This window comes from Agromyces sp. NPDC004153 (genome assembly GCF_053603635.1).
In genome coordinates this window covers 2,538,683-2,563,043 of record NZ_JBSGFY010000001.1, presented here as the reverse complement: position 1 = coordinate 2,563,043, position 24,361 = coordinate 2,538,683, and the positions used below count along the sequence as shown (strand labels likewise).

Annotated in this window: 22 protein-coding genes and 3 tRNA genes; 7 read left to right on the top strand and 18 right to left on the bottom strand. The window is 69.9% G+C overall.

All coding sequences use genetic code 11. From position 1 onward, the window contains the following. Positions 1 to 23 precede the first annotated feature (23 nt). The 10 genes from ACWEOH_RS12060 to tilS form a co-directional block, all read right to left on the bottom strand. Entirely contained in the window at positions 24 to 497 is a 474-nt protein-coding gene (locus tag ACWEOH_RS12060; protein WP_452031220.1) for a DUF3180 domain-containing protein, read from the bottom strand. Continuing rightward, positions 494 to 979, bottom strand: coding sequence for a 2-amino-4-hydroxy-6-hydroxymethyldihydropteridine diphosphokinase (gene folK / locus ACWEOH_RS12055; protein ID WP_452031218.1), 486 nt, complete (start codon positions 977 to 979; stop codon positions 494 to 496). The genes ACWEOH_RS12060 and folK overlap by 4 nt, the downstream gene beginning before the upstream one ends. Then, on the bottom strand, positions 976 to 1,347 hold the full coding sequence (gene folB / locus ACWEOH_RS12050) for a dihydroneopterin aldolase (protein ID WP_187432594.1): 372 nt from the start codon (positions 1,345 to 1,347) through the stop codon (positions 976 to 978). Before folB ends, folK begins: the two co-directional genes overlap by 4 nt. Next, entirely contained in the window at positions 1,340 to 2,131 is a 792-nt protein-coding gene (gene folP, locus ACWEOH_RS12045) for a dihydropteroate synthase (RefSeq protein ID WP_452031927.1), read from the bottom strand. Before folP ends, folB begins: the two co-directional genes overlap by 8 nt. A 16-nt stretch (positions 2,132 to 2,147) precedes the next feature. Beyond that, positions 2,148 to 2,744: a GTP cyclohydrolase I gene (gene folE / locus ACWEOH_RS12040; RefSeq protein ID WP_148733661.1), complete on the bottom strand. Its 597-nt coding sequence runs from the start codon at positions 2,742 to 2,744 to the stop codon at positions 2,148 to 2,150. A 25-nt stretch (positions 2,745 to 2,769) separates the two neighbouring features. Next, entirely contained in the window at positions 2,770 to 4,791 is a 2,022-nt protein-coding gene (gene ftsH, locus ACWEOH_RS12035) for an ATP-dependent zinc metalloprotease FtsH (protein ID WP_452031216.1), read from the bottom strand. A gap of 66 nt (positions 4,792 to 4,857) precedes the next feature. Then, the gene (locus tag ACWEOH_RS12030) at positions 4,858 to 5,583 is read right to left on the bottom strand and encodes a DUF2652 domain-containing protein (protein ID WP_452031214.1); all 726 of its coding nucleotides are present in this window, start codon (positions 5,581 to 5,583) and stop codon (positions 4,858 to 4,860) included. 44 nt (positions 5,584 to 5,627) lie between these two features. Next, positions 5,628 to 7,316 (bottom strand): MFS transporter, encoded by a 1,689-nt coding sequence (locus ACWEOH_RS12025; protein WP_452031213.1) that lies wholly within the window; start codon positions 7,314 to 7,316, stop codon positions 5,628 to 5,630. A 28-nt stretch (positions 7,317 to 7,344) separates the two neighbouring features. Continuing rightward, the gene (gene hpt / locus ACWEOH_RS12020) at positions 7,345 to 7,896 is read right to left on the bottom strand and encodes a hypoxanthine phosphoribosyltransferase (protein WP_452031211.1); all 552 of its coding nucleotides are present in this window, start codon (positions 7,894 to 7,896) and stop codon (positions 7,345 to 7,347) included. Positions 7,897 to 7,987: 91 nt separating this feature from the next. Further along, positions 7,988 to 9,115, bottom strand: a complete 1,128-nt coding sequence (tilS, locus tag ACWEOH_RS12015) for a tRNA lysidine(34) synthetase TilS (protein ID WP_452031209.1) — start codon at positions 9,113 to 9,115, stop codon at positions 7,988 to 7,990. Positions 9,116 to 9,199: 84 nt separating this feature from the next. On the opposite strand from tilS, the gene ppa reads away from it, so the two are divergent. Next, a complete protein-coding gene (ppa, locus tag ACWEOH_RS12010; protein ID WP_452031208.1) occupies positions 9,200 to 9,685 on the top strand; it encodes an inorganic diphosphatase in 486 nt (161 codons plus the stop codon). A gap of 235 nt (positions 9,686 to 9,920) precedes the next feature. Here ppa and ACWEOH_RS12005 read toward each other — a convergent pair whose 3' ends face one another. Then, positions 9,921 to 11,204, bottom strand: coding sequence for a C40 family peptidase (locus ACWEOH_RS12005; protein WP_452031206.1), 1,284 nt, complete (start codon positions 11,202 to 11,204; stop codon positions 9,921 to 9,923). Next, positions 11,197 to 12,567 (bottom strand): M23 family metallopeptidase, encoded by a 1,371-nt coding sequence (locus ACWEOH_RS12000; protein ID WP_452031204.1) that lies wholly within the window; start codon positions 12,565 to 12,567, stop codon positions 11,197 to 11,199. The genes ACWEOH_RS12005 and ACWEOH_RS12000 overlap by 8 nt, the downstream gene beginning before the upstream one ends. A 280-nt stretch (positions 12,568 to 12,847) precedes the next feature. Here ACWEOH_RS12000 and ACWEOH_RS11995 point away from each other — a divergent pair. From ACWEOH_RS11995 to ACWEOH_RS11985, 3 genes are all read left to right on the top strand, one after another. After that, positions 12,848 to 12,923, top strand: a tRNA-Glu gene (locus ACWEOH_RS11995). Between the two features lie 33 nt (positions 12,924 to 12,956). Next, positions 12,957 to 13,030: transfer RNA gene (locus ACWEOH_RS11990), tRNA-Asp, on the top strand. Positions 13,031 to 13,123: 93 nt separating this feature from the next. Next, positions 13,124 to 13,196, top strand: a tRNA-Phe gene (locus ACWEOH_RS11985). 188 nt (positions 13,197 to 13,384) lie between these two features. On the opposite strand, the gene ACWEOH_RS11980 is transcribed toward ACWEOH_RS11985, so the two are convergent. The 6 genes from ACWEOH_RS11980 to ACWEOH_RS11955 all read right to left on the bottom strand — a co-directional run bounded on the left by ACWEOH_RS11980 (position 13,385) and on the right by ACWEOH_RS11955 (position 19,066). Further along, a complete protein-coding gene (locus ACWEOH_RS11980) occupies positions 13,385 to 14,308 on the bottom strand; it encodes a bile acid:sodium symporter family protein (protein WP_452031202.1) in 924 nt (307 codons plus the stop codon). Positions 14,309 to 14,454: 146 nt separating this feature from the next. After that, entirely contained in the window at positions 14,455 to 14,877 is a 423-nt protein-coding gene (locus ACWEOH_RS11975; protein ID WP_452031200.1) for a hypothetical protein, read from the bottom strand. Positions 14,878 to 15,187: 310 nt separating this feature from the next. Beyond that, complete coding sequence (locus ACWEOH_RS11970) at positions 15,188 to 15,664, bottom strand: YggT family protein (RefSeq protein ID WP_452031198.1); 477 nt, start codon at positions 15,662 to 15,664, stop codon at positions 15,188 to 15,190. Positions 15,665 to 15,691: 27 nt separating this feature from the next. Beyond that, positions 15,692 to 17,479 carry a lipase family protein gene (locus tag ACWEOH_RS11965; RefSeq protein ID WP_452031196.1) on the bottom strand — a complete coding sequence of 596 codons (1,788 nt, stop codon included), beginning with the start codon at positions 17,477 to 17,479 and terminating at the stop codon, positions 15,692 to 15,694. After that, a complete protein-coding gene (locus ACWEOH_RS11960) occupies positions 17,476 to 18,513 on the bottom strand; it encodes an alpha/beta hydrolase (protein ID WP_452031194.1) in 1,038 nt (345 codons plus the stop codon). Before ACWEOH_RS11960 ends, ACWEOH_RS11965 begins: the two co-directional genes overlap by 4 nt. Before the next feature lie 13 nt (positions 18,514 to 18,526). Further along, on the bottom strand, positions 18,527 to 19,066 hold the full coding sequence (locus ACWEOH_RS11955) for a DUF1269 domain-containing protein (protein WP_452031192.1): 540 nt from the start codon (positions 19,064 to 19,066) through the stop codon (positions 18,527 to 18,529). 98 nt (positions 19,067 to 19,164) lie between these two features. Here ACWEOH_RS11955 and ACWEOH_RS11950 point away from each other — a divergent pair, with 98 nt between their 5' ends. The 3 genes from ACWEOH_RS11950 (at position 19,165) to ACWEOH_RS11940 (ending at position 24,243) form a co-directional block, all read left to right on the top strand. After that, positions 19,165 to 21,993 (top strand): AAA family ATPase, encoded by a 2,829-nt coding sequence (locus tag ACWEOH_RS11950; RefSeq protein WP_452031190.1) that lies wholly within the window; start codon positions 19,165 to 19,167, stop codon positions 21,991 to 21,993. 85 nt (positions 21,994 to 22,078) lie between these two features. Beyond that, positions 22,079 to 23,134, top strand: coding sequence for a mechanosensitive ion channel family protein (locus ACWEOH_RS11945; RefSeq protein ID WP_452031188.1), 1,056 nt, complete (start codon positions 22,079 to 22,081; stop codon positions 23,132 to 23,134). Beyond that, on the top strand, positions 23,131 to 24,243 hold the full coding sequence (locus ACWEOH_RS11940) for a glycoside hydrolase family 5 protein (protein WP_452031186.1): 1,113 nt from the start codon (positions 23,131 to 23,133) through the stop codon (positions 24,241 to 24,243). Before ACWEOH_RS11945 ends, ACWEOH_RS11940 begins: the two co-directional genes overlap by 4 nt. The last annotated feature ends 118 nt before the right edge of the window (positions 24,244 to 24,361 follow it).

Below are 24,361 nucleotides of genomic sequence, written 5' to 3'. Positions count from 1 at the left end.
TGCGGCCCGCGTCGTCGCGGATCTCAGGCATGCGCGTGCTCTTCCTTCTCGGGTTCGGTGTCGTCGGGCGGGAGGGTGCAGAAGGCCTCGGCGATGAGCCCGGCCGCGAGCAGCAGCCCGGCGCCGATCGCGGTGGCGAGGGCGAGCCAGATCGTGCCGGCGGGCGGCACGACGCTGCGCGTGAGCAGGAACAGCGTGATGCCGATGCCGAATCCGAGCACGAGGGAGCCGCTGAGGCTGCACGCCTTGGCGAGCACGGCGGTGCGCATCGCGCGGAACGGGTCGAGGTGCTTCGTGGCCTTGCCCTTCACGGCGCGCCGGATGGGCCAGGCGAACGCGACGACGAGGGCGGCGACGCCGGCGAGCGTGATGGGCAGCGACAGCGGCGGCACGATCGCGTTGCCGCCCGCCGAGACGATGGCGAGGTCGACGAGGTAGCCCCCGACCGCGCCGGCGAGCACGAACGCGATGACGGTCGAGGCGTGCGTCCGCTTCATCGCCGCACCACCTCGTCGTGCGCCGCCGCGCGCAGCTCGGCGACCGGGCCGCGCCCGGGGAGCACGGCGTCGGGGTCGACGTCGAGCCACGGCTGCAGTACGAAGGCGCGCTCCCAGGCACGCGGGTGCGGCAGCTCGAGCCGCTCGTCGGACGACACCGCCCCGCCGAAGTCGATGAGGTCGAGGTCGAGCGTGCGGTCGCCCCAGTGCTCGGTGCGCACCCTGCCGTGCTCGTGCTCGAGGCCCTGCAGCACGTCGAGCAGCGCGTGCGCGTCGAGGGCGGTCTCGACGACGAGCACGCCGTTGAGGTACCCGGGCGCGTCGCGGTCGACGCCGGAGTCCTTGATCGCCGGGGTCTCGTAGATCGGCGAGACGGCCACGAGCTCGACGCCCGGCGTCTCGGCGAGGGTGCGCACGGCGGCGTCGATCGTGACCTCGCGTGCGCCGAGGTTCGCCCCGAACGCGACGACGGCGCGGGTCATGCGCGGCTCCGCACGATCGTGACGGCCACGTCGTCGAACGGCACCGAGATGGGCGCCTCGGGCTTATGCACCGTGACCTCCACCTCCTCGACCGCCGGGTATGCGAGGGCGACGTCGGCGACGCGCTCGGCCACGGTCTCGATGAGGTCGACCGGGTCGCGGCGCACCGCGTCGGCCACGGCCTCGGCGAGCTCGCCGTAGTGCACGGTGCGCCCCAAGTCGTCGCCGGATGCCGCGGCAGCGAGGTCGACCGCCACGGACACGTCGATCACGAACTCCTGGCCCTGCTCTCGCTCGAAGTCGAACACCCCGTGGTGCGCGCGGACGCGCACGCCGGTGAGGGTGATGCGGTCGGGGGTCCTAGCCACGTCGTCCACTCTGCCACGCCCCGAGGACGTCGAGCGCGCGGCGGGTGCCGCGCACGTCGTGCACGCGCACGCCCCAGGCGCCGGCCTGCGCCGAGAGGGCGCTCACGACCGCCGTGGGCAGGTCGCGGTCCTCCATCGGCGCATCGTCGGGGAGCAGCGCGCCGATGAACCGCTTGCGCGAGGCGCCCACGAGGATCGGCAGCCCCAGCTCACCGAGCACGTCGAGCCGGCCGAGCAGCTCCCAGTTCTGCGCGCCGCGCTTCGCGAAGCCCAGGCCCGGGTCGAGGATGATGCGCTCGCGCGCGACGCCGGCGTCGGCCAGGGCGTCGACGCGCACCGCGAGCTCGTCGCGCACCTCGACCGCCACGTCGCCGTACTCGGCGAGCGCGTCCATGCGATCGGAGTGCCCGCGCCAGTGCATCGCGACGTAGTGCACGCCCGTCTCCGCCACGATCGGCGCCATCGCGGCATCCGCGAGCCCGGCCGACACGTCGTTGATGATCTCGGCGCCGGCCTCGACCGCGGCCAGGGCGGTCGCCGCGCGCATGGTGTCGACGCTGACCCGGATGCCGCGACCGGCGAGCTCGCGCACGACGGGCACGACCCGGCGCAGCTCCTCCTCGGGCTCGACGCGCGCGGCGCCGGGACGCGTGGACTCGCCGCCGACGTCGAGCACGTCGGCGCCGTCGGCCACGAGCTCGAGCCCGTGCGCGATGGCGGCGTCGGCGTCGAACCAGCGCCCGCCGTCGCTGAAGGAGTCGGGCGTGACGTTCACGACGCCCATGATCAGGGTCGATCCGTCACCCACGGTCGGCGGATCCGATCAGCGCGATGATCTCGGCACGGGCGGCCGGCTCGCCGAGCGCGCCGCGGCTCGCGATGGTGATCGTCGAGCTGCGCTCCTGCCGGGAGCCGCGCGTGGTGACGCAGCGGTGCTGCGCGTCGAGCACGACGAGTACGCCCTTCGGGTCGAGGCCCGCCTCGAGCGTGTCCGCGATCTCCTCGGTGAGCCGCTCCTGCAGCTGCGGCCGCGCCGCGAGCGTCTCGATGACCGCGGGGATGCGCCCGAGCCCCACGACGCGCTCGGCCGGCAGGTAGGCGACGTGCGCCGTGCCGACGAAGGGCAGCAGGTGGTGCTCGCACACCGAGCGGAAGGCGATGTCGCGCAGCACGACCGCGTCGGACGTGGCGGGGACGCCCGCCTCGGTGTCGCCGAGCGGCACGGTGTCGGCCAGGTGCGTCATCGGGTCGACCGCGAGGCCGCCGAAGAAGTCGGCGTACGCCTCGGCGACCCGCTGGGGGGTGCGCTCGAGCCCCGGGCGTTCCGGGTCCTCGCCGATCGCGAGCAAGATCTCGTGCACGGCGCGCTCGATGCGCCCGGTGTCCACACCGGCCATGGCACCCCCTCTTCGGGTCGGTCGGCTAGGCCGTCGCGGGCCGCGGCCCCGTCCGCGGCGCGCGCGCTGCGGCCGGCTCCTCGACCGGGGTCTGGCCCGAGTCGACGCCGCCGTCGACGGCGCCCTGGTCGATCGGCATCTTCTCCTCGGCGGGGAACGCGATCGGCGGGCGGTCGGAGACGGGGCGACGGTCGCTCGAGAGCCAGAGCGGGCGCTCGGGGAGCCGCTTCACGTCCTTGAAGATCTCGGCGATCTGGTTGTGGTCGAGCGTCTCGTGCTCGAGCAGCTCGGCCGCCAGCTTGTCGAGGATGTCACGGTTGTCGTTGAGCACCTGCCACGCCTCGTCGTGCGCCTGCTCGATGAGCGTGCGAACCTCGGCGTCGACCCGCTCCGCGATCTCCTCGGAGTAGTCGCGCTGGTGGCCCATGTCGCGCCCGAGGAAGACCTCGCCCTGCGACTGGCCGAGCTTCACGGCGCCGACGTTCGCCGACATGCCGTACTCGGTGACCATCTTGCGCGCGGTCGCGGTGGCCTTCTCGATGTCGTTCGAGGCGCCGGTCGACGGGTCGTGGAACACGATCTCCTCGGCCACGCGGCCGCCCATCGCGTACGTGAGCTGGTCGAGCAGCTCGTTGCGGGTGACGGAGTACTTGTCCTCCAGCGGGAGCACCATCGTGTAGCCGAGGGCCCGGCCGCGCGGGAGGATCGTGATCTTCGTGACGGGGTCGGTGTAGTTCATCGCCGCCGCCGCGAGCGCGTGTCCGCCCTCGTGGTAGGCCGTGATGAGCTTCTCCTTGTTCTTCATCACGCGGGTGCGGCGCTGCGGGCCGGCGATCACGCGATCGACGGCCTCGTCGAGGGCGCGGTTGTCAATGAGCTGCGCGTTCGAGCGCGCCGTGAGCAGCGCGGCCTCGTTGAGCACGTTCGCGAGGTCGGCGCCCGTGAAGCCCGGCGTCTTGCGCGCGAGCACCTCGAGGTCGACGCCCTTCGCGAGCGGCTTGCCCTTCGAGTGCACCTCGAGGATCTTCTGGCGGCCCTTGAGGTCGGGTGCGTCGACGCCGATCTGGCGGTCGAAGCGGCCCGGGCGCAGCAGCGCGGGGTCGAGGATGTCGGGGCGGTTCGTCGCCGCGATGAGGATGACGTTCGTCTTGGGGTCGAAGCCGTCCATCTCGACGAGCAGCTGGTTGAGCGTCTGCTCGCGCTCGTCGTGGCCGCCGCCGAGGCCCGCACCGCGGTGCCGGCCGACCGCGTCGATCTCGTCGACGAAGATGATGGCCGGCGCGTTCTGCTTCGCCTGGTCGAAGAGGTCGCGCACGCGGCTCGCGCCGACGCCGACGAACATCTCGACGAAGTCGGAACCCGAGATCGAGTAGAACGGCACGCCCGCCTCACCCGCGACCGCGCGAGCGAGGAGCGTCTTGCCGGTGCCGGGAGGGCCGTAGAGCAGCACGCCCTTGGGAATGCGCGCGCCGACGGCCTGGAACTTCGCCGGCTCCTTCAGGAACTCCTTGATCTCCTGGAGCTCCTCGATCGCCTCGTCGGCGCCCGCCACGTCGTCGAACGTGACCTTCGGGCTCTCCTTCGTGACGAGCTTGGCCTTCGACTTGCCGAACTGCATGACGCGGTTGCCGCCGCCCTGCATGCCCGAGAGCATGATCCAGAAGAAGAGGCCGATGAGCACGAGCGGCAGCAGGATGCCGAGCATCGAGAGGAACCAGTTCGGCTGCGGGACCTCGTCGTTGAAGCCGTCGGTCGGGTTGGCCGCGTCGACGGCGTTGATGACGTCTTCACCTCGGGGCGTGACGTAGTAGAACTGCACCTGCTTGCCGAGCTCGTCGTCGGCTTCCTTCAGCGTGAGGTCCACGCGGTTCTCACCGTCGACGATCTTGACCGACGAGACCTTGTCGTCCTGCAGGAGCTCGAGGCCCTTCTGGGTCGACACCTCGCGGAACCCGGAGGCGGTGATGAGGCTCGATCCGATCCACACGGCGACGATCGCGAGCAGGATGTAGATGATCGGCCCGCGCAGGATCTTCTTCATGTTCATGGTCCTGCAAGGCTACCCCGGTGGTGCTGGGCACCGGCTCCCTGTTCGCTGAAAGCGCGCAGGGCCCTAGGCGTCGACCTGATCGGATGCCTCGCGACGAGTCCGCTTGAGCCCCATCATGTACGGCAGCCCCTTGCCGGCGGCCGCCGCGGTGCGCGAGAGGCGCCCGGGCCAGGCCGGCGGGGGCGGGGGCGGCAGCGGATCCTCGAGGTCGCCCACGTCGACGAAGTACGCGCGCACAGTGCCGAAGCCCTCGAGGTCGGGGGCGACCTCCTGCACGGGCTGCCGCACGGCGTCGGGGCCGGTGCGGTAGAGGTCCTCGGAGAGCAGGACGTACTCGGGGATCCCGACGGGGTTCTTCAGGAGGCGATGCACGAGGATGACGTCGATCCCGACGAGCTTGATGCGGTCGCGGATGGTCTGGGTGGCGACGTCGCCGACGTGGGCCACGAACTTCAGCTTCAGGTCGGCGGCCCCCTTGCACCCGGTGCACGGGCACAGGTTCGCGGCGACGTACTGGCGCTCCTCGTGGAAGGCGCGGTGCATGGCGACGGCCGCCTCGAGGATCTCGACGATCGCGGTCTGCGCGTCGCCGTTCTCGGCCTTCCGCGAGAGGAACGCCGCGTCGCCCTCGATCTCGATGAGGTCGAAGCCGGGGGCGGCGTCGATCATCTTCTCGAGCATCCGCGCCGTGTTGACCTCGGCGTGGGCCAGGCTCATGCGGTGCGTGCTCATGTACTCGGTGTAGCCACCGATGTCGGCGATCAGCAGGACCGCCCGCCCCGAATCCATGCCTCACCTTGTCATCTCTGCGTCGGCAACTCAACGGGTCGGCGTCAGGCCGGGGGTGACGGGTCCCCGGATGCCTCGTCGGGCGAGTAGCGCTCGAGCTCGGCGTCGACCGCCAGCTCCGCCTCGCGCGCGCTCGGGGTGTAGCCGAGCACGATCGGGAGGAACTGGTCGGAGCGGAGCATCCGGAGCTCGAGCCGGCTCGTCGCGACCACGGTCGCGGTGCGCGGCGTGCGCCGCAGCAGTGCGATCTCGCCGAAGCCCTCCCCAGGGCCGAGCGTCGCGACGACGCGGCCGCCGCCCACGACGTCGGCCTCGCCCGACTCGATCACGTAATAGCGGTCGCCGACGTCGCCCTGGGAGAACACCGTCGCGCCCGCCGGCACCTCGGCCGGCTCGAGGCCGCGTGCGAGCTGCTCGATCGAGGGCAGCGGCAGCGGCGCGAGCATCGGCACCCGCTGGAGCAGCCCCACGTCCGCGTCGAGCGCACCCACCGCCCGGTCCAGGCCGTGCAGGCGCCGCCACGCGACCACCGCGAGCACCGGGCACACCAGGCCGACGGCGATGAGCGCCGGCTGCAGCCCGATCCAGGCGATCAGCCCGGAGGTGGCGACGGCGCCGATCCCGATGAACACGGCGACGAAGCTCTCGAGCACGCCGAAGACGCGCGCGAGCACCTCGTCGGGCGCGAGCCGGCCGAGCAGCGTGAATCCGGCGAGGTCGATGAGCGCGTTGCCGACGCCGATGAACGACAGGAACACGAGCGCCGCCGCCTGCTGCGGGAACACCCCGACGAGGGCGAGCGGCAGGCCCCACAGGGCCACGCCCACCGCGAACCAGGCTCCGAGTCGCTTGGTGCCGACGAGGAGCGATGCGACGAGCGACGCGATCACGGCGCCCACGCCGACCGCGGTCATGAGCGCGCCGGCACCCGGCTCGCCGGTGCCGAGCAGTTCGATCGCGACGACCACGGAGAAGACGGTGAGCGCGCCCCGCGTGAACGCCTGCGCCCCGGCGAGCCCGATGATGATCGCGAGGTCGCGGTTGCGCGCGACGGCCTTCACGCCCTCGGCCGCCTCACGCAGCAGGTCCCTGCGCTGGGCGGGCGGTCGCGGCGGGGCGTCGTAGCGCACGCGTGCGAGGAGCGCCGCCGCCCACAGCGACGCGGCCGCGGCGACGGCGAACACGACCGAGACATCCGTGAACTGCAGCAGGATCGCCGCGAGCAGCGGCCCGACGAGCGTCGCGGCGGAGTCGAGCAGGCCGCGCACCATGTTGGCGCTCGCGAGCTCGTAGCCGGTGCGGCAGAGCGACGGCAGCAGCGCGGAGTGCGCCGGCCGGAAGAGCGTGGCCGCGATCGTGGACACGATGGCGAGCGCGTAGACGATCGCCGCGGGGCCCGCGATCGCCGCGACCACCGCCGCGGCCGCGGTCGCGACGCCGCGCACCGTCGACACGAGCACGAGCACGCGCTCGCGGCGACCGCGGTCGGCGATGGGCGACAGCAGCGGTGCGCAGATCGCGGAGGGCACCATGCGGAGCAGGCCGACGAGTCCGACCGCAGCCGCGCCGCCGTCGCGGTAGGCGACGATGCCGAGCGCCACCGTGAACGCCCACTCGGCGGTCCACGCGCCGAGGAAGCTCAGCTGCGCGCGCCGAAGGTTGGGATTGAGCGCGTTGCTCGTGAAGGCGCCGGCCGCGTCACGCAGCCGGCTCCGACCCCGTCCGTCGCCCATGGATCGCCCCCCGATCCGATCCCGCGCCTCAGCTGTACACGTGCGGCGCGAGGATCGCGACGTCGCGCAGGTTCCGGTACCGCTCGGCGTAGTCCAGCCCGTAGCCCACGACGAACCGGTTCGGGATGTCGAACCCGAGGTACTTGACGGTCACTTCGACCTTCGCGGCATCGGGCTTGCGCAGCAGCGCGCAGATCTCGACCGACTCGGCGCCGCGCGACTCGAGGTTGCCGAGCAGCCAGCTGAGCGTGAGGCCCGAGTCGATGATGTCCTCGACGATGAGCACGTGCCGCCCGGTAAGGTCGGTGTCGAGGTCCTTGACGATGCGCACGACGCCGCTCGACTGCGTGCCCGCACCGTACGACGACACCGCCATCCAGTCCATCTCGACGTGCGGTCGCAGCTCCCGGGCGAGATCGGCCATGACCATGACCGCGCCCTTCAGCACACCGACGAGTAGCAGGTCGCGGCCCTCGTAGTCGGCCTCGATGCGACGGGCGAGCTCGGCGAGCTTCGCATGGATCACGTCTTCGGTGACGAGCACCTCGGTCAGGTCGCCGTCGATCTCGCGCGCGTCCATGCCTGCTCCCTGGTGTCGTGGCGAACGGATGCTCAGAGCCTAACGCCGCAGGCGCGCACGGCCAGAGGGTCGGCACGACTCCGCGCACGACTCAGTGGTCGTGCGGCAGCACCTCGGTCGACCCGGTCGTGCTGAACACGATGCGGCTGCCCGCCCGGGTGGCGCGGATGCCGCCGGGCAGGTCGATCGGCCCCTGCCCGTGCCAGTCGGTGACGAGCCGGGCCACCTCGAGGGTCTGCGTGCGCGTCAGCGAGACGCCGAACTCGCTCGCGACCACGTGCCGGAGGATCCGCTGCCGCAGCGCGGCGGGGTTCGCGGCGAGGGCCGCGGCGGACACGGCGATCCCGGCCTCGGCGGGCTCGCAGAGCTCCTCGATGAACTCGTCGATCTGGCTCGTGAAGGCCTGCTCGTCCTCGCGCAGCTGCTCGGCCGTGCGGGCGAGCGCCTCGGCGACGCCGGGTCCGAGCTCCGCCTCGAGCACGGGCAGCACGCGGTCGCGCACGCGCACGCGCGTGTACGCGGGGTCGGTGTTGTGCGGGTCGTCCCACGGCTCGAGGCCCGCGTCGAGGCACGCCTGCCGGGTGGTCGCCCGGCGGATCCCGAGCAGCGGCCGAGCGTAGCGGCCGGTCCGCGGCGGCATGCCCGCGAGGCTCGCGGCGCCCGATCCCCTCGCGAGCCCGAGCAGCACGGTCTCGGCCTGGTCGTCGAGCGTGTGGCCGAGCAGCACGAGCGCGGCGCCCGTCTCGTCGGCGGCCGCGTCGAGCGCGGCGTAGCGCGCGGCGCGAGCGGATGCCTCGGGGCCGCCCTCGCCCGTCACCTCGACCCGGCGCACGAGCACGGGATCGAGCCCGAGGGCCCGCGCGGCGTCGGCGGCCGCCTCGGCGACGGCGGCGGAGGCATCCTGCAGGCCGTGGTCGACGATCACCGCCCCCGCGCGGAGCCCCGCGCGCGGCGCCTCGAACGCGGTGGCCGCGGCGAGCGCGAGCGAGTCGGCGCCGCCCGAGAGCGCGACGAGCACGAGTTGGTCCGGTGGTCGAGTAGCGAGCGAAGCACGCGTATCGAGACCCTCGGTTCGATCGGGCGACGAGGTCTCGATACGCGCCGCCTCCGGCGGCGCTACTCGACCACCGGTCGGGAGCACGGCCCTGACCGCGCGACGCACGTCGGCGATCGGCGGAGTGAGGCGCGGACGCCGCGCCGAAGGGTCCTCGGGAGCCATCAAGTAACCTTATTGCGCCGTTCCCGCCGTCCTGTCGCGGGCCTGCACGGCCGAAGCTTCCGCCAGACAGCAAGGAGAACCAGCATGGGCGAGTACGCCGCCATCATCGAGATCCCGAAGGGGAGCCGCAACAAGTACGAGGTCGACCACGAGACCGGCCGCGTCTTCCTCGACCGCGTGCTCTACACGTCGTTCGAGTACCCGACCGACTACGGCTTCTTCGAGAACACCCTCGGCGACGACGGCGACCCGCTGGACGTGCTCGTGCTCACCCAGTACCCGCTGTTCCCGGGCGTGGGCGTGACCGTGCGCCCGGTGGGCGTGTTCAACATGACCGACGACGGCGGCGGCGACGCCAAGATCATCGGCGTGCCCGCGGGCGACCCGCGTTGGAACCACATCCAGGACGTCGCCGACATCCCCGAGTTCACGCGCAAGGAGATCGAGCACTTCTTCGAGCACTACAAGGACCTCGAGCCCGGCAAGTGGGTCAAGACCGAGGGCTGGGCGGATGCCGCGGAGGCCGAGTCGCTCATCCAGAAGGCGATCGAGGCCTACCCGGGTCACTGATCCGGCCTGAGCTGCACGAAGGGGCGAGCCGTTCGGCTCGCCCCTTCGTCGTGTCCGGAGGACCCGCGGGTTGAGGAGCGGGGCGCAGCCCGCGTCTCGAAACCCGGCCGCGTGCACGAAATGCAGGAAGAACTCGGGTCCCACTGGCGAGTCGTGACGCGGGCAGCGGCGTGTCCCTCGTTGTTCCTGCATTCCGTACACACCCCTGCGGGGACCGTGCGAGCCGGGGCTGCGGTCAGCCGGCCGGACGGGCGGCCGCCGAGGGCGAGCCCCAGATGAAGTACTCGCGCACCGGCACGCCCTCGCGCGGTGCCTCGAGGATGCGGCCGCCGCCGAGGGAGATCGCGACGTGGTAGTAGTCGCCGCCCGATCCCCAGAAGAGCAGATCGCCGCGCTGGGCCTGCGACACCGCCACGCCGAGGCCGCGCCCAGCGAGCGTGCGGTACTGGTTCGTCGCCGAGTGGGTGCCGATGTAGATGCCGGCGTTGGCGTACGCCATCTTCGTGAGACCCGAGCAGTCCCACACGTTGGGCCCGGCACCGCCGAGCCGGTACGGCTCCCCCAGCTGCGCGCGGGCGAACGCGATCGCAGTCTCGACCGCACCCGAGTTCGGAGGGGCGGGCGCCGACGGCGGAGCCGGTGCCACGCCGCCTTCGCCGGGCGCCGGCGGAGCGGGAGCGGGGGGCTGCGCCGCACGCGACGCGGCCGCTGCCGCAGCCACCGCGGCCGCCGCTGCGGCGGCAGCGGCTTCGCGCGCCTGCCCCTCAGCACGCTCGCGCTCGAGCTCGGCGGTGGTGTCCTTGAGGCTCGCGAGCTGCGCGTACAGCTCGGCGGACTTCTGCTCCTGCACCGCGACGGCGGCGTTCGCCCGGTCGGCGGCTTCGCGCGCCTCGTCGGCGCGCTGCTCGGCGAGGCCGGCGAGCCGCTCGCGCTCCGCCGCGGCATCCGCTGCCTGCTCGCGCAGCGAGTCGGCCGTGTTGCGGTCGGCGAGCGCCTGCTCGTACACCTCGTTCGACTGCTCGCCGAGCTTCGAGGCCATGCCGAGCTGCTGCAGCAGCCCGCGCGCATCGTCGCCCGAGAACATGAGCTCGGTCGTGAAGTCGCTGCCGGCGGTCTTCGCGAGGTGGGCGGCGAGCAGGCCCGCGCGCATCTTCGAGATCTCGGCGACGGCATCGGCCTCGTCGGCCTGCTGGCCCAGCATGCGCTCGCGCTCGGCGGCCCGGTCGCGCTGGTCGACGGCGATGCGCCAGGCCTCGTCGGCCTGCATGGACGCGATCGCCGCGGCATCCGCCGCCTGCTGCAAGCCCACGAGGAGCTCGCCGACGCGGGCGATCTCGGCCTGCTTGGTCTGCTCGTTCTGTTTGGCCTGCTCGATCTCGCTCCATGACGGGTAGTCGGGCTCGGCCATCGCCGGACCGCCCGCCACGACCACCGACGCCGTGACGGCGCCGACCGCGACGGTCGAGAAGACGGTCACGGGCTTCACCCGCGAGATCGGTCGAGTACGGTGCTCAGCCAAGGCCCACTCCCCGGTCGGCCATGAACGGAATCGGATTGATGCGGCTGCCGCCGACGAAGACCTCGAAGTGCAGGTGGCATCCGGTCGAGGCTCCGGTCGTGCCGCTCGACGCGATGTTCTGGCCGGCCTCCACCCACTGTCCGGTGCCCACGAACGTGCCACCGGGCCGGATGTGCGCGTAGCCGGTCCAGACGCCGCCGCCGTGGTCGATCTGCACGTAGTTGCCGTAGGTGCCCGACCAGCCCGCGAAGCGCACGACGCCGCTGTTCGCCGCGTAGATCGGCGCGGAGCATCCGGTGCCGAGGTCGACCGCGTAGTGGAACGAGTTCGAGCACCCGCCGCCGGTGCAGATCGAGCTGCGCGAGCCGTAGCCCGACGTGATGCGCCCCGCGGCCGGCCGCGCCCAGCCCGACGCCGCCACCGCGCCCGGGGAGCCGTTCTTCAGCGCCTCCTGGCGGCGGCGCTCCTCCTCTTCCTTGCGGATGCGCTCGCCCTCCTGGTAGGCCGCCGCGGTCTTCGCCTCGGTGTCCTGCAGGAACTTCAGCTGCTGCTCGAGCTCGATCTTCTTCGCCTGCGACTCGGCCAGCGCCGCCTCGGCCGCCGCCTGGGCCGCCTGCGCCACCGCGAGCGCCTCCTCGGCGGCGATGCGCAGCTTCTCGCGCTCCGCCCTGGCCACCTCGGCCTGTCCGGCCAGCGAGCTCGCCGCGTTCTGCTTCTCCCGGGCCGAGTTGTAGATGTCGGACGTGCGCTCGACCATCTTCTCCATGCTGCCGAGCTTCGCGAGCAGCGTCTCGGTCGCGGCGGAGTCGCCCGCGTCGAGGAACAGGCTCACGCCCACGTCGCCCGTGCCCGCGCGGTAGAGCTGCGCCGCCACCTGCCCCGCGTTGCGCTCCGCCGCGGCCGCCTCGGCCGCTGCGGCGTCGGCCTGCGCCTGGATCTGGTCGGCGCGCGCGACCGCGTCGTCGAACTTCTGCTGCGCCACGATGAGCTCGTCGGTGCGAAGCTCGGCCTCCGCCCTGGTGACCTGGACGTTCGTCTCGAGCTGCGCGATGAGTCCCGTGATCTGCTGCACGGCGGCGGCGCCCGCCGCGGTGTTCGCCTTCGCCGCCTGCAACTCATCCCAGGTCGGGTACGCCGCCGCCTGTGCGCTCGCCGGCACCGCAATCGCCCCCACGAGCGCGAACGCCGCGATCGAGATGCCGGCCATCACGTGCCGCACGCGGTGGCGCAGCGTCCTCGTCGCGCGCATCGCATCGGTCGCTCCGGGCGCGCTCGACGCCGGTCGGCCGGGCCGGCGACGGATGCCCCGTGGCGAGGTCGTGCGGTCTCGGGCGATCGGCATGCGGATGGTGGTGCGGTCCATGGTTCCCCGTCCACGCGGGCTCGTTCGCCCCGCGCTCCTCGCGTCTCTCGGCTTCTCGTGGGTCGGTGATCGGCTGCCCGTGCGGGCAGTGGCAGCCTTCACGTTAGGCGCGAGGTTGACGGTTTCCGGGTATTTCGGGCGCGCGTGGCGGATGCCGCGGGGCTCGTCTCGTGGCGTGGGAACGGGGTGCTCGCGGCATCCGCCGGCCTCGTTTTGCGCTCGCGCGCGTTGGCACGTATGCTTGGCTGTCGGCGGTCATGCCCCTAAAGCAAGGCCACCCGGCCCCATCGTTTAGTGGCCTAGGACACCGCCCTTTCACGGCGGCAGCACGGGTTCGAATCCCGTTGGGGTCACCACGAAGGCATTACAATTGAACAGCTTCTTTACGAGGCCCTGTGGCGCAGTTGGTTAGCGTGCCGCCCTGTCACGGCGGAGGTCGCGGGTTCAAGTCCCGTCAGGGTCGCTCAGGCGACAAGCCCTTTCCCTTTCGAGAGAAGGGGCTTTCTCCTTATCGAGGTGGTGTTGACCTGGTCATCCAGGTCAGCTGATGCCCCGAGGCTCTGTAGCTCAGTTGGTAGAGCGTTCGACTGAAAATCGAAAGGTCACCGGATCGATGCCGGTCGGAGCCACATCGAAAACGCCCGGGAGACCGGGGGTTTTCTCGTTGTGCTCGCAGATCTGAACGCATGCCTGTGCATTGTTTGCCCACACTTTGTTCACGGCGAGATATCGAACGGCATGGATCTCATCGCATCAACGACCTCGAGGGTCGGCCAGCACCAAGCGCTGGCGGCCTGGCCCTCGCGATCGGTCGGCGCTACGGGCGAGCCGACCCGTCGCCCGTTTCGCTCCCATCTGTTTCAGCGCCGTGCGCGGGGGTAGCCGGTGCCTCGGCGTGAAGGAGCCGCTTCGTCTGCCAGCGGAGATACGGCTGCATGACCAGTCCCGAAAGGATGCCGTACAGCACCATCGTCGCAACGAAGTTCTCTGCGGGGAAGTTCGCTGCAGCGATCCCGATTGCGAGACCCGGGTTCCGGCTGGCACACGCGATCGCGAGGACGACGGCGTGGTTCTTGCCTGGGCCGCCCATCGCATGGCCGATGGCCAGGGCGGCGATGACGAACAACGCCATGGCTGCAACGGTGCGCAGTGTCACGACCGAAATCACGCTCGGGAAGATGAGGACGAGCGTCAGCAGGAGAGCCACCCAGAGGAAGATGTTGGAGATCTGTCGAACAGGCTCACGGACGCGCGACACGAGCTTCGGCGCCAATCGTGCGATCACGATGCCGACAGCCAAAGGCGCGAGCACGTAGCCGATGAGCGCTGGGACGAGCAGGGCGAACGGCGCTGAGAACTCTCGGCCCATGACGTCTCCGAGGAACGCGGTCATTGCCGGAACGATCACGAGCCCGACGACTGCGACGGCGAACGAGAGTCCATACGCGTACGCGGCTCGTCCGCCAGCGGAGATCTCCTTCGCAGCAAGGCCCGCCGAGATCGGTGTCAGTCCGAGCACCACCAGACCAACCCTCGCTGCGTACGGGAAGTCGAAGTAGAGGTCGAGGGCGAGGGCGAGGACGGGTACCACGACGAACATCGCCAGTAGGGAGACCGCGAGGAGGCGCGGTCGGCGGAAGACGTAGAGAAGGTCCCCGCGCGAGGCGATCAGTCCGTACGCGAACGCGGTCAAGCCAGAGCTGACATGGAACCCCACGCTGATCAGTGATGCGGGATCCATCGGTCGTCCTCCCTGCTCAGCCGTTCGCGCGAGCCCGGATGGTCGCATGACGGCGCTGCCCGCGCCCGCGCCCGAAGGTCGTTTCTGCGACGTCGATGCGCCAGCGCGACGAATCCCTGCGGTGCATCGTCTTGGTTGGGGACTCGCTACCCAGTGACGAGCTCGTCGGCCTCCATCCGCGCGAGCGTGGCGTCGAGCACGGCGTACTCGGCTTCCTCGATCGCGCCGAGCGCGAAGTCGATCGCGTACAGCGCGTCGCCCTCGGCGTTCTCTGCTCGACGTTCGGCGTGCTTCGCGTCGCGCTCCGCCTTGCGATCCGCGACGCCGTCACGGATGCGCTTCGCCTGCTCGTCCCAGGCCCGCTGGGTGTCGGCCCACCAGGCGGACACTTGGCTCTGGGAGTCGTCGACCTTGCTTCGCACCTGAGCGGAGAACTCATCGGCCGAGGCGCGGGCCCTGGCGACCTGCTGCTCCAGATCCGCCTTGGCCTTGCCCTGCGCGATGCGAATCCGGTCCGATGCCTCCTTGGCTCGTGCCTGGAGCACTTCCATCTGATCTGCGGAACTCATGATCTCCCCTTCATCGACTGACAGTGGCGACGCTAGCCGTGGGATGCCGGAGGCCAAATCACGTGTTCTCGTAGTCTCCGCGCGCTCCGCTGCCATTCCGACGTCCGAATTCGGCCGCGGTCGGCCGCTGAACAACGGACTGAGCTGAGCAGCGTCGACGTGCCGACACCTTCGGCGCCTCGTACCACGGCCGAAGCTCCGTTGTCGTCCGCCGCCATCGCGACGAGGCGATCCAGGTCGAGGACGCCTCGTCACGCCCCACGAGGCCCGTCTGATCACTTCATGGGGCCCAGCACCGCGGCCGGCACCCTCATGGGCCGTCTACTCGCGAAGCCATGGGAGCGGGTGCCGGAGATTCCGGTATCTGCCGTTGGGCTACAGTGCCGGAGCCGGCCTGCGGGGCGGAGGACCATTGCCGCTCGTCACGCTCGCGCTGCTCGGCTCGGGCGATGCTCCTCGCAATGGCTTCCACGGCCGCGCTCACCAAACCGGCGAGGAGGCCGTAGACGATGATTGCGAAGATGGCAGAGACATCGAGATAGCTCCCCGACACCACCTCAGGCGTGGGGAAGATATCCCTGAAGGGCGCCATGTAGCTTTCCGAGACCCGGTACACCAGGTCGACGAACGGGCTGGCGGGGTTGGCTCCGAAAAGCAACAGGATCACGCGAAGAATGAGCGCCACCACGCCGACCACGACCCACGCATAGAGCAGCCAGGTCGTCGCGCGCAGGACTCTGAGGTACCACGGCGTTCGATACTTGTGGGGAAGGTCACCCGTACTCATGTCGCTCTCCTTTGTGCGGGGTGGTTCTCATCGCTCGATCCGGGTACAGCCGGGAACGACGTCCTCGCCGGCGAGGCGTGCAGTCGTCCACTCGATGAGCTCGGGCACGAGCGGCGAGTCGGCCTCGACGAGCGGGACGTGGTCGCGCCCGGCGTAGAGGCGATAGTCGATCTGCTGGCCGGCAGCACAGGCGTCCTCCACGAACGCGTCCTGCGCCGACGGTACGACGAGGGTGTCCGCGGCGCCCTGACCGAGCAGCAGGGGGGCGCTGATCGTCGCAGGCGGAACATTCTCCGTGAGGCGGTCGCCGAACGAGCCGGTGGTCGGGTCGTCCGAGAATATCTCCGGATCCCTCGACAGGCCCACAACGTCGAGCACGGAGGCGACGACCCCGGGCTCGGCGAGGCACCGGTCGGCCATTTGACGCACGGTGACCTCGGCGCCGGGGCGTACGTACTGACGATACGTGACGTCGGGGTAGACCGAGGTGTACGCGGCGATGACGAAGGAGGCGAACACCGACCCACCGGTCACCTCAGGGAGGTTCCGCATGAGCCCTTGGAGGTTCGACGCCGGCGCGAGCGCCGCCACCCCGGCGAGCTCGACGTCGGGGGCGTACGAGTCCGCGATGGCACCGGTCCAGAGTGCTGCTCCACCGCCCTGCGAGTGCCCCCACACGACGGTCTGCTCGCCGAGGTCGGCGGCGTCGAGCTCGGCGGCCGCGCGCCTGGCGTCGAGCGCGGCGTATCCGCTCGATGCGCCGATCAGGTACGGGTGCGGGCCAGGTGTGCCGAGGCCGATGTAGTCGGTTGCAACCAATGCCCAACCCTGGTCGATAATCTGCGGCAGCAGGAACAGGGCCCCTGATTCGAACGGCTCCGCGAGCAGGGACGGTGCGCAGGGCTGGGCGAATCCCGTCGTGCCGTGCGTCCAGTCGATCACGGGATAGTCGCCGCCGCCCGATTCGGGCACCACGACCAGGCCGCTCGCGACCGCCGGGCCGCCGGTCTCGTCGGTAGTGGTGTACAGAATGCGCCAGCCCGTCGCGTTCTCGGGCAGGCCGCGTGCGAACGGCTCGGCACGTATCAGCCGGCCTGGCTCGTCGGGCACCTCACGCGGGGCTGCGTAGAACTCGTCGACCACCGGCGAACCCGCTCGGAGCGATGCGCTGACCGACCCCGCCACGACCGCAAGGATTACCGCGACCACTGCCGCGATCGTTCGCGTCCAGCGCAGCAGGGCGGACGGCGGGCCCGTCCGTTCCGCCCGTGTGGTGCCGCGCACCGCGTGCCAGAGTTCGAGCAGCCCCACGATGATCAGCCGAGCACCGAACACCACGGCGACCACCAGCAGGGTGATGTCGGGCCAGAGCAGCGCGAGGAGTCCGAACGCGATGCCCGCAACGCCGAGCAGGACCGATGAGATCCGTCCATCGAGGGTCTTCCCGCGTCCGAATGCTGCTATCACGTTGCCGCCGCCGTTGACGATCAACCCGATCGCGACGACGACCGCGACAACGCGCACAGTCAGCCCCGGGAAGACGAGGACGAATACGCCGCCTGCAATCCAGAGGACGGCCATCAGGATCCGCCATACCGGCGTTCGCTCCGCGCCCCCATCCTCCCCGCCGCCCACGAGTTCGAGCACGCCGCTGAGGACCAGGCCGGTGCCGATGAGGATCGCCAATACGCCCAGCGACGTCGTCGGCCGGAACACGATGACAAGGCCGAGCAGGACGCCAGCAGCGCCGATCACCGCTCGCAGCCAGCGCGGCAGTCGGGCGAACCAGGTGCCGACGTTCCTACGCGCGTTCATAGCTCCTCCTCGGGGCGACGACTCGGCACCGCTCTTCCAACCGGTCCCAGCCCTTCCCGCCCGATGGGCCGGGGGGCGGGCTCGACCACTGCCGGAAGCCATCGGTCGATGGCTTCCCAGACGGCGGCGCGGACGGGCCCAGACGAGAGCGTGACATCGTGCAGGGCACCTTCGATCCGCCGAATGGATATGTCGAGTCCGAGGTCGGCGGCACGACGAGCGACTCCGGCGACCTCGATCGCCGTGTCGGCGTGCCGCATCTGCTCCGACCACATCGGCTGCAGCATGCTCCGCGTCGAAAGGAGAACCAGGACCGGCATCCGTAGCCCGAGGCCCTTCGAGACGGACGCTTGACCGCGTAGGACGGCGTTCAGCCAGCCGCGGTTCGCGCGGAATCCGTGCTCCGGACGCCAGACGGTCTCGTAGTCCCACTCACCACCCAGCCGCGCCGAGACGGTGCGGCTGTAGAAGCCCAGATCGACCTCCAGGAACTCGGCATGCGGATGGACAACCGCCCCGAGTGCGACCGCGGGCTCGAGCAGCGCGCGCCCGACGGCGCGTGTCTGAAGTTCGAGCCATGGCGCGTTGAGTACGAGTCCGTCAGGAACATCCGGATGCCGAGACGCCCAAATGCTCAACGTCAGCCCGCCCGTGGAGTGACCCATCAGCACGAATGGAGCAGCCGACCGTCTGCGGACGATGTCGAGCGCAGCGGCAATGTCCTCGTCGTAGGTCGCGAGGTCTTCGACGTACCCTGGTGTCTGGTGCGGCCGAAGGCTTCGCCCGTACTTGCGCAGGTCGAGTGCATAGAAACGGGCGCCTCGAGTGATCCAGTATTCGGCGAGCTCGCGTTGGAAGAAGTAGTCCGACCAACCGTGCACATAGAGGACGTCGAAAGCCCCGGGCCCGTCGATGACTTCATCCCGCGGGCGACGCACCAGTGTGGCGCATACGGGACCCTCTGCGTCTGGCGCCAACTCGAGCTCGAATCGCTCGAAGGGCGTCCCGAGGATATCGGGCTGCCAGTTCGGCATCGGATGGTTCCAGTCACTCCCCGGATGCGCGAGCGGCGTCGTCGAGGGCCTGCTCCAGCGCCTTCTCGTCGGCACGCATCTGCTTCTTGACGGTCTTCCGGGCGCGCTTCAGCGTCGCCTCGACCCGTGCTTCGGTGTCCTGCGCGACGACCGCCAGGAGGGCAGCGGAACCGTCATCAAGGAATTCGCCGAGGTCTTTCAGGTCGGATCGGCTCATGCCGGCGGTCACGTGTCCCGCAGCGGCGCCGAGGCCGGCTCCCACCGCGCCTCCGACGAGAACGCCGGCACCGAGCCCGATGGCGGGGAAGAGCGCCGCGAGCGCTCCGACCGCGATGCCGATGCCACCCCCGAGGACGCCGCCCTGAAGTGTCGGCTCCTCGTGCCGTTTCTCGACCCGCACCTTCCCGTCCTCGTCGCGAGAGATGACCGCGGCGTCGTATGTGTCGCCGATGTCGGTCTCTGCCCACATCCCTCGGAGGGCGTCGTAGTCGGCGATGGCATCGTCGACGGTGTCGTAGGTCGATGCGATGACCAAGACGGTATCCATGGACATGAGATCCTCCGAGTCGGGTTGGTTGTTCTGTGTCGGCCCACGTTATGGCGCCGGTCCTGCCCATGCATCACGAGAACGCGTAGTCTTTACATGGGCAGGTGGCGCACCGAGGAGCGACCTTCCTTCGCAGACTGGTCCAGGGGTCTACAGCCGTGTTCGGACGCACAACTGAAACGCGGGTTCTCCGACGCGTTCTCGACGACGCGCGCAGCGCACGAGGTGCCGCTCTCGTGATCGAGGGAGAATCGGGGATCGGAAAGACAGCACTGCTCGAGTGCGCGATCGATTCTGCTGGCGGGTTCCGGATCGTGAGCGGCGTCGGCGTCCAAGCCGAACAGGAGCTGCCGTTCGCGGGGCTCCAGCAGCTCCTCGCCGACCTCCCGGACTACTCCGATGATCTGCCGGAGCCGCAGAGTCGCGCCATCCGCGTCGCACTCGGTCTCGCGGACGATCCCGCGCCCAGTCCGTTGCTCGTCGGGCTCGCACTCTTGAGCCTGTTCACCGAGGCGTCTCGAGACCGACCGCTGTTGTGCGTGGTCGATGACGTGCACTGGCTGGATGGTTCGACCATACAGGCGCTCGGGTTCGTGGCCCGGCGTACGCAGGACATCCCGGTTGCCATGCTGTTCGTGAAGCGATCGGGTCTCGATGTCCCCGATCTCGACTCCACGCCGGTGCTGCCGGTCCCGGGACTGAATGAGCAGGACTCGCTCGCCCTCCTGCACACCGTCGTCGTGGGCCCGATGGACCACGCGATCGCGTTGCGGATCGTCGAGGAGGCCCGCGGCAACCCGTTGCTGATCCGCGAGTTCGCACGGGAGAGCGGGTCCACCGATATCGGAGTGACGACGCACCTGTCCGATGCGTCGCTTCCGATCGCCAGCCGTCTGGAGCGAGCCTTCGCGAACAGGAGCGCGCGTCTGCCGGATGCTACGAGCGTCGTCCTCCTGCTCGCGGCGGCGGACCCCACGGGCGACCCGCGGCTGCTCGCCCGCGCCGCCCCCCTGCTCGGTTCATCCGTGAATGACCTCATCCCGGCCGAGGCGGCGGGGCTCGTCCGGGTAGGGCGGCGGATCACATTCGAGCACCCACTGGTGCGATCGGGCGTGTATGAGCGTGCTGACCCGGAGATGCGACGACGAGTGCACGACGCGCTCGCCCGTGCCACCGACCGGCAGCGAGACCCTGATCGTAGGGCGTGGCACTCGGCGCTCGGAACGTTCGGCCTATCCGAGACCGTTGCCGCAGCGCTCGAACACTCCGCGGGCCGAGCCGGCGCGCGTGGCGGATTCCTCGCAGCGGCCGCGTTCTACGAGCGGGCTGCGCAGATCGCGGAGCTGCCGGCGACACGCGTCCGCTGCGCGCTGGCGGCCGCCGGAGCCCTCGAGCTCGCAGGCTCTCAGCCGCGTGCGTTGCGCATTCTCGACGACGCGCATGAGTACGCAGCCGACGACGAGACTCGTGCACGCATCGATCTCGTTCGCGGCCACCTGCTGTTCACGCTCGAGAGAAGTGAACGTCCGGTGGAGCTGTTCCTGTCCGCGGCGAGCGTCCTCGCTGCCTCCGACGTCCCCGCGGCACGTGAGGCGTACCTCGATGCCCTCTCAGCAGCGACGCTCGCCGCGGCGGGACCGGATGGATCGGGCATCCGGGATGCCGCAGCGCGAACGCTGGCCGCACCGGTCCTGTCCCCGGAGGAAGCTCGGGCAACCGATCACCTCCTCGACGTCATGCGGGGTATCGCACTCGATCCGCCGACCAAGAGCCTCACGCTCCTCAAGCGGCACCTTCGCGAGTTCTCCGACGCCGACGACGACCCCGGCGTTCGCGCACGGTGGCTGTGGGTCGCCAGCCGGCTGGCCGCCATCGGCTGGGATGAGGACCTGTGGCGCGCGTTCGTCGGGGAGGGCGTGGCGATCGCGCGCGCCGCCGGGGCCCTCACGGCGGCGGCGGCCTCGCTCTCGACCGAAGCCGCCGTGGAACTGCTCAGCGGCGACGGCGTCGCCGCCCGGCAGTCGGCCGACGAGGCGATCCAGATCTGGAACAGCATCCAGATACCGCCCGCCCCGTATGGCGCTGTCGTGGTGGCCGCGTGGGAAGGTTCGCCGGAGAGCGAAGGGGTGTTCTCGACCGCCCTCAATGAGTCCACTGCTCGTGGCGAGGGGATGGGAGTGCCTCTGGTGCACTGGGCGACAGCGCTCCACGCGAACGCGAATGGGCGATACGCCGAGGCGGTGCCGCACGCGCAGGCTGCATCCCGTTTTCCTCTGACGATCCTGTACTCGACGTGGGGTCTGGTCGAACTGGTGGAAGCCGGCGCCCGGACCGGCGACCGGCAGATCGCCCAGGATGCACTCGATCGTCTTCGCGTCTCAACGAGGGCCGCTGGAACGGACTGGGCGCGTGGGGTCGAGGCGCGCGCTTCGGCGCTGCTGGAACTCGACCCGCAGGAGGCCGAGCAGCTTCACGCAGCGGCCGTGCGGCATCTCTCTCGCACGGGTCTCCGCGCAGAACTCGCGCGCGCCCAGCTCGTCTACGGCGAGTGGCTGCGACGTCAACGCCGGCGAGCAGACGCGCGAGCGCAACTCGAAGCCGCGCTCACGGTGTTCGCCGCGATGAATGCGCACGGGTTCGCGAGCCGAGCACGCTCCGAGATCGCCGCCCTCGGACGGGGGCACGGCCACCGGGACCGCTATTCCGAGGAGCTCTCGACACAAGAGGCCACGGTCGCTCGGCTCGCGAGCGAGGGGCTGTCGAACACCGAGATCGCCGTGAGGCTGCACCTGAGCGCGAGCACCGTCGACTATCACCTGCGAAAGACGTTCCGAAAGCTTGGGATCGCGTCGCGGAGTCGACTTCACCTGGCGCTGGCTGAGCGGGGTGAAGACGGTGGACCCCGCCGGCTGCCAGTGTCAGACGACCTCTGAAGACTACGCACACGCGTGATGCAGGACGGCCCACCACCCGCCTACAGTCATGGATCAATCCTCCTGGCGAAGGCGAAGGATCCTGATGACGACCGACCTGAGCGAAGCCACGGCGTCCGAGCTGTTGCTCATAGCCCTCAGTGTGCTTCTCGTCTCATTCCTCGTCGGCGTCGTGACGGTCTACTTCCTGCGCCGGCTCGCGCGCAAGTGGAATGTCACGGTTCTCACGGGAAGGCTCTGGCAGTCTCCTGTCGTCGCCGTCGTCATGCTGGCGACGATCCAGCCGGTCGTCGCGGAGATCGATTCCCGTTGGGCACCGGGACTCGCGCACCTGCTGAGCATCCTGCTGATCTGCGCGATCGGCTGGCTGGCGATCGTCCTGATCCGGACGGCGACGAAGGCTGCGCTGGCACGCTATCCCGACACGGGCCTGCGCGACGAACGATCTCGCCACGCGCGAACGAAGATCCTCCTCATCCAGCGCATTGCGGTCGCCGCGGTGGCAACCGTAGTTGTCGGCGCAGTGCTCTGGACGTTTCCCTCAGTCCGCGCCATCGGCGTCACCTTGCTCGCTTCGGCCGGGGTCCTCTCCATCATCGCGGGCCTGGCAGCGCAGACCAGCCTCGCAAACATCTTCGCCGGCATCCAGATCGCATTCACGGATGAGATCCGCGTCGGCGACATCGTCGTCGTCGAAGGCCGCCAAGGGCGGATCGAGGAGATCACCCTCACCTACATCGTGATCCAGATCTGGAACGAGACCCGGCTCATTCTCCCGTGCACGTACTTCATCACGACGCCGTTCGAGAATTGGTCGCACTCGGGCAACACCGCCATCGGTGAGGTGCGGATGACCACTGCTTGGCAGGTACCGGTCGGGAAGGTCCGGGAGGAGCTGAAACGGGTCGTCTCGTCGTCTCCATACTGGGACGGCCGAGTCCTGGAGCTTCGCGTTGGCGACACAGCGCCCGACGGCATCGTGCTGCTCGCCCAGTTCAGCGCCGCGAGCGACGCCGTCGAACTGCTGAAGTTCGACGTGCGCGAAGCACTCTCGACATACCTCGCCGCGCAGGACGACGACGTGCTCCCGAGGGTTCGCCAAGAGTACATCCAACCGGAATCGGAGAAGGGATCACCATGAGCGAGATGATGGGAGTGAACCTCGGGAACTGGCTCGTCCTCGAGAAGTGGATGGCGCCGGAACTCTTCGATGGGACTGATACCGAGGACGAGTGGTACCTGACGCACGCGCTGGGCGACGTCGCGCGCAGGGAACGGTTCACTGTGCACCGTGACACGTGGCTGACCGGCCGTGACTTCGCGTATCTCGCCGCACGCGGGATTCGACTTCTCCGGCTCCCGGTGCCGTATTTCGTCTTCGGCGACGTCCCACCGTTCCTCGGCTGTGCCGAGTATCTCGACCGCGCGTTCGTCTGGGCCGAGCGATACGGCCTGAAGATCCTCCTTGACCTTCACACCGTGCCGGAGAGCCAGAACGGATTCGACAACGGCGGGGTGACCGGAGTGTGTCGATTCCACCAGGAACCTGAGCATGTCGAATTCGCGCTCTCCGTGCTCGAACGACTCGCATCGAGATACGGCTCACGACCCGGACTCTGGGGCATCGAGCTCCTCAATGAGCCGATCTCGCCTGACCTCTGGAAGCTGCTGGACGTGCCCAAGCGCTACCCGGCAGTTGACCCGGCGCGAGCTGCGGGTTCCGAGGCGGTCCCGACGGAGTTCCTCCGTGCGTACTACCGCGATGCCTATCGACGCATCCGGGCCGTGGCGCCGGGGGTTCGCATCGTGTTCCACGACGGCTTCCGCATGCGGGAGTGGTTCGGAGTCCTCGATTCGGGTGAGTTCGAGAACTTCGTAGTCGACACGCACATGTACATCATGATGGCCGGCCAACGCGATCTGGCGGGGTACCTCGAGTACATCGCCGACACCTTCGGCGCCACCTTGTCGGAGGCTTCGAGCCACTTCCCCGTGATGGTCGGCGAGTGGTGCATCGACACGAAGCAGAGAGCACTCGCCGAGATGCTGGACGACGAACGGCGAACCTACAACCGGACGGTCGCAGAGGCGCATCTCGAGGCCTTCAGGCCCGCCACCGCCTGGACATACTGGAGTTGGCGCATGCACGACGACACACCCGAACTCGATACCTGGGACCTTCTGCGGACCATCGAGGCCGGATACTTGCCTGTCCTTTTGGGTTCAGAGCGCGAAGCGACCCGCTTGTGACGCGATCCCGCCTCGACAGGACGATCGATCCTCGCGCCTGTAACGAAGCTGGGCGCCTGACACCTCGAGCTCGAGAAGCGCCAAGCGATCGGTGGAGTACTCGAGGAGCACCTCGCAT

Coding starts and splice junctions, on each gene's coding strand:
- ACWEOH_RS11945 (WP_452031188.1), top strand. CDS start 22,079: ATGACGACCGACCTGAGCGAAGCCACGGCGTCCGAGCTGTTGCTCATA.
- ACWEOH_RS11980 (WP_452031202.1), bottom strand. CDS start 14,308: ATGGATCCCGCATCACTGATCAGCGTGGGGTTCCATGTCAGCTCTGGC.
- ACWEOH_RS12030 (WP_452031214.1), bottom strand. CDS start 5,583: ATGGATTCGGGGCGGGCGGTCCTGCTGATCGCCGACATCGGTGGCTAC.
- ACWEOH_RS12060 (WP_452031220.1), bottom strand. CDS start 497: ATGAAGCGGACGCACGCCTCGACCGTCATCGCGTTCGTGCTCGCCGGC.
- ACWEOH_RS12025 (WP_452031213.1), bottom strand. CDS start 7,316: ATGGGCGACGGACGGGGTCGGAGCCGGCTGCGTGACGCGGCCGGCGCC.
- ACWEOH_RS11970 (WP_452031198.1), bottom strand. CDS start 15,664: ATGAGTACGGGTGACCTTCCCCACAAGTATCGAACGCCGTGGTACCTC.
- ACWEOH_RS11960 (WP_452031194.1), bottom strand. CDS start 18,513: ATGCCGAACTGGCAGCCCGATATCCTCGGGACGCCCTTCGAGCGATTC.
- ftsH (WP_452031216.1), bottom strand. CDS start 4,791: ATGAACATGAAGAAGATCCTGCGCGGGCCGATCATCTACATCCTGCTC.
- ACWEOH_RS11975 (WP_452031200.1), bottom strand. CDS start 14,877: ATGAGTTCCGCAGATCAGATGGAAGTGCTCCAGGCACGAGCCAAGGAG.
- folP (WP_452031927.1), bottom strand. CDS start 2,131: ATGGGCGTCGTGAACGTCACGCCCGACTCCTTCAGCGACGGCGGGCGC.
- folE (WP_148733661.1), bottom strand. CDS start 2,744: ATGGCCGGTGTGGACACCGGGCGCATCGAGCGCGCCGTGCACGAGATC.
- ACWEOH_RS11940 (WP_452031186.1), top strand. CDS start 23,131: ATGAGCGAGATGATGGGAGTGAACCTCGGGAACTGGCTCGTCCTCGAG.
- ppa (WP_452031208.1), top strand. CDS start 9,200: ATGGGCGAGTACGCCGCCATCATCGAGATCCCGAAGGGGAGCCGCAAC.
- hpt (WP_452031211.1), bottom strand. CDS start 7,896: ATGGACGCGCGCGAGATCGACGGCGACCTGACCGAGGTGCTCGTCACC.
- folK (WP_452031218.1), bottom strand. CDS start 979: ATGACCCGCGCCGTCGTCGCGTTCGGGGCGAACCTCGGCGCACGCGAG.
- ACWEOH_RS11955 (WP_452031192.1), bottom strand. CDS start 19,066: ATGTCCATGGATACCGTCTTGGTCATCGCATCGACCTACGACACCGTC.
- ACWEOH_RS11965 (WP_452031196.1), bottom strand. CDS start 17,479: ATGAACGCGCGTAGGAACGTCGGCACCTGGTTCGCCCGACTGCCGCGC.
- tilS (WP_452031209.1), bottom strand. CDS start 9,115: ATGGCTCCCGAGGACCCTTCGGCGCGGCGTCCGCGCCTCACTCCGCCG.
- ACWEOH_RS12000 (WP_452031204.1), bottom strand. CDS start 12,567: ATGGACCGCACCACCATCCGCATGCCGATCGCCCGAGACCGCACGACC.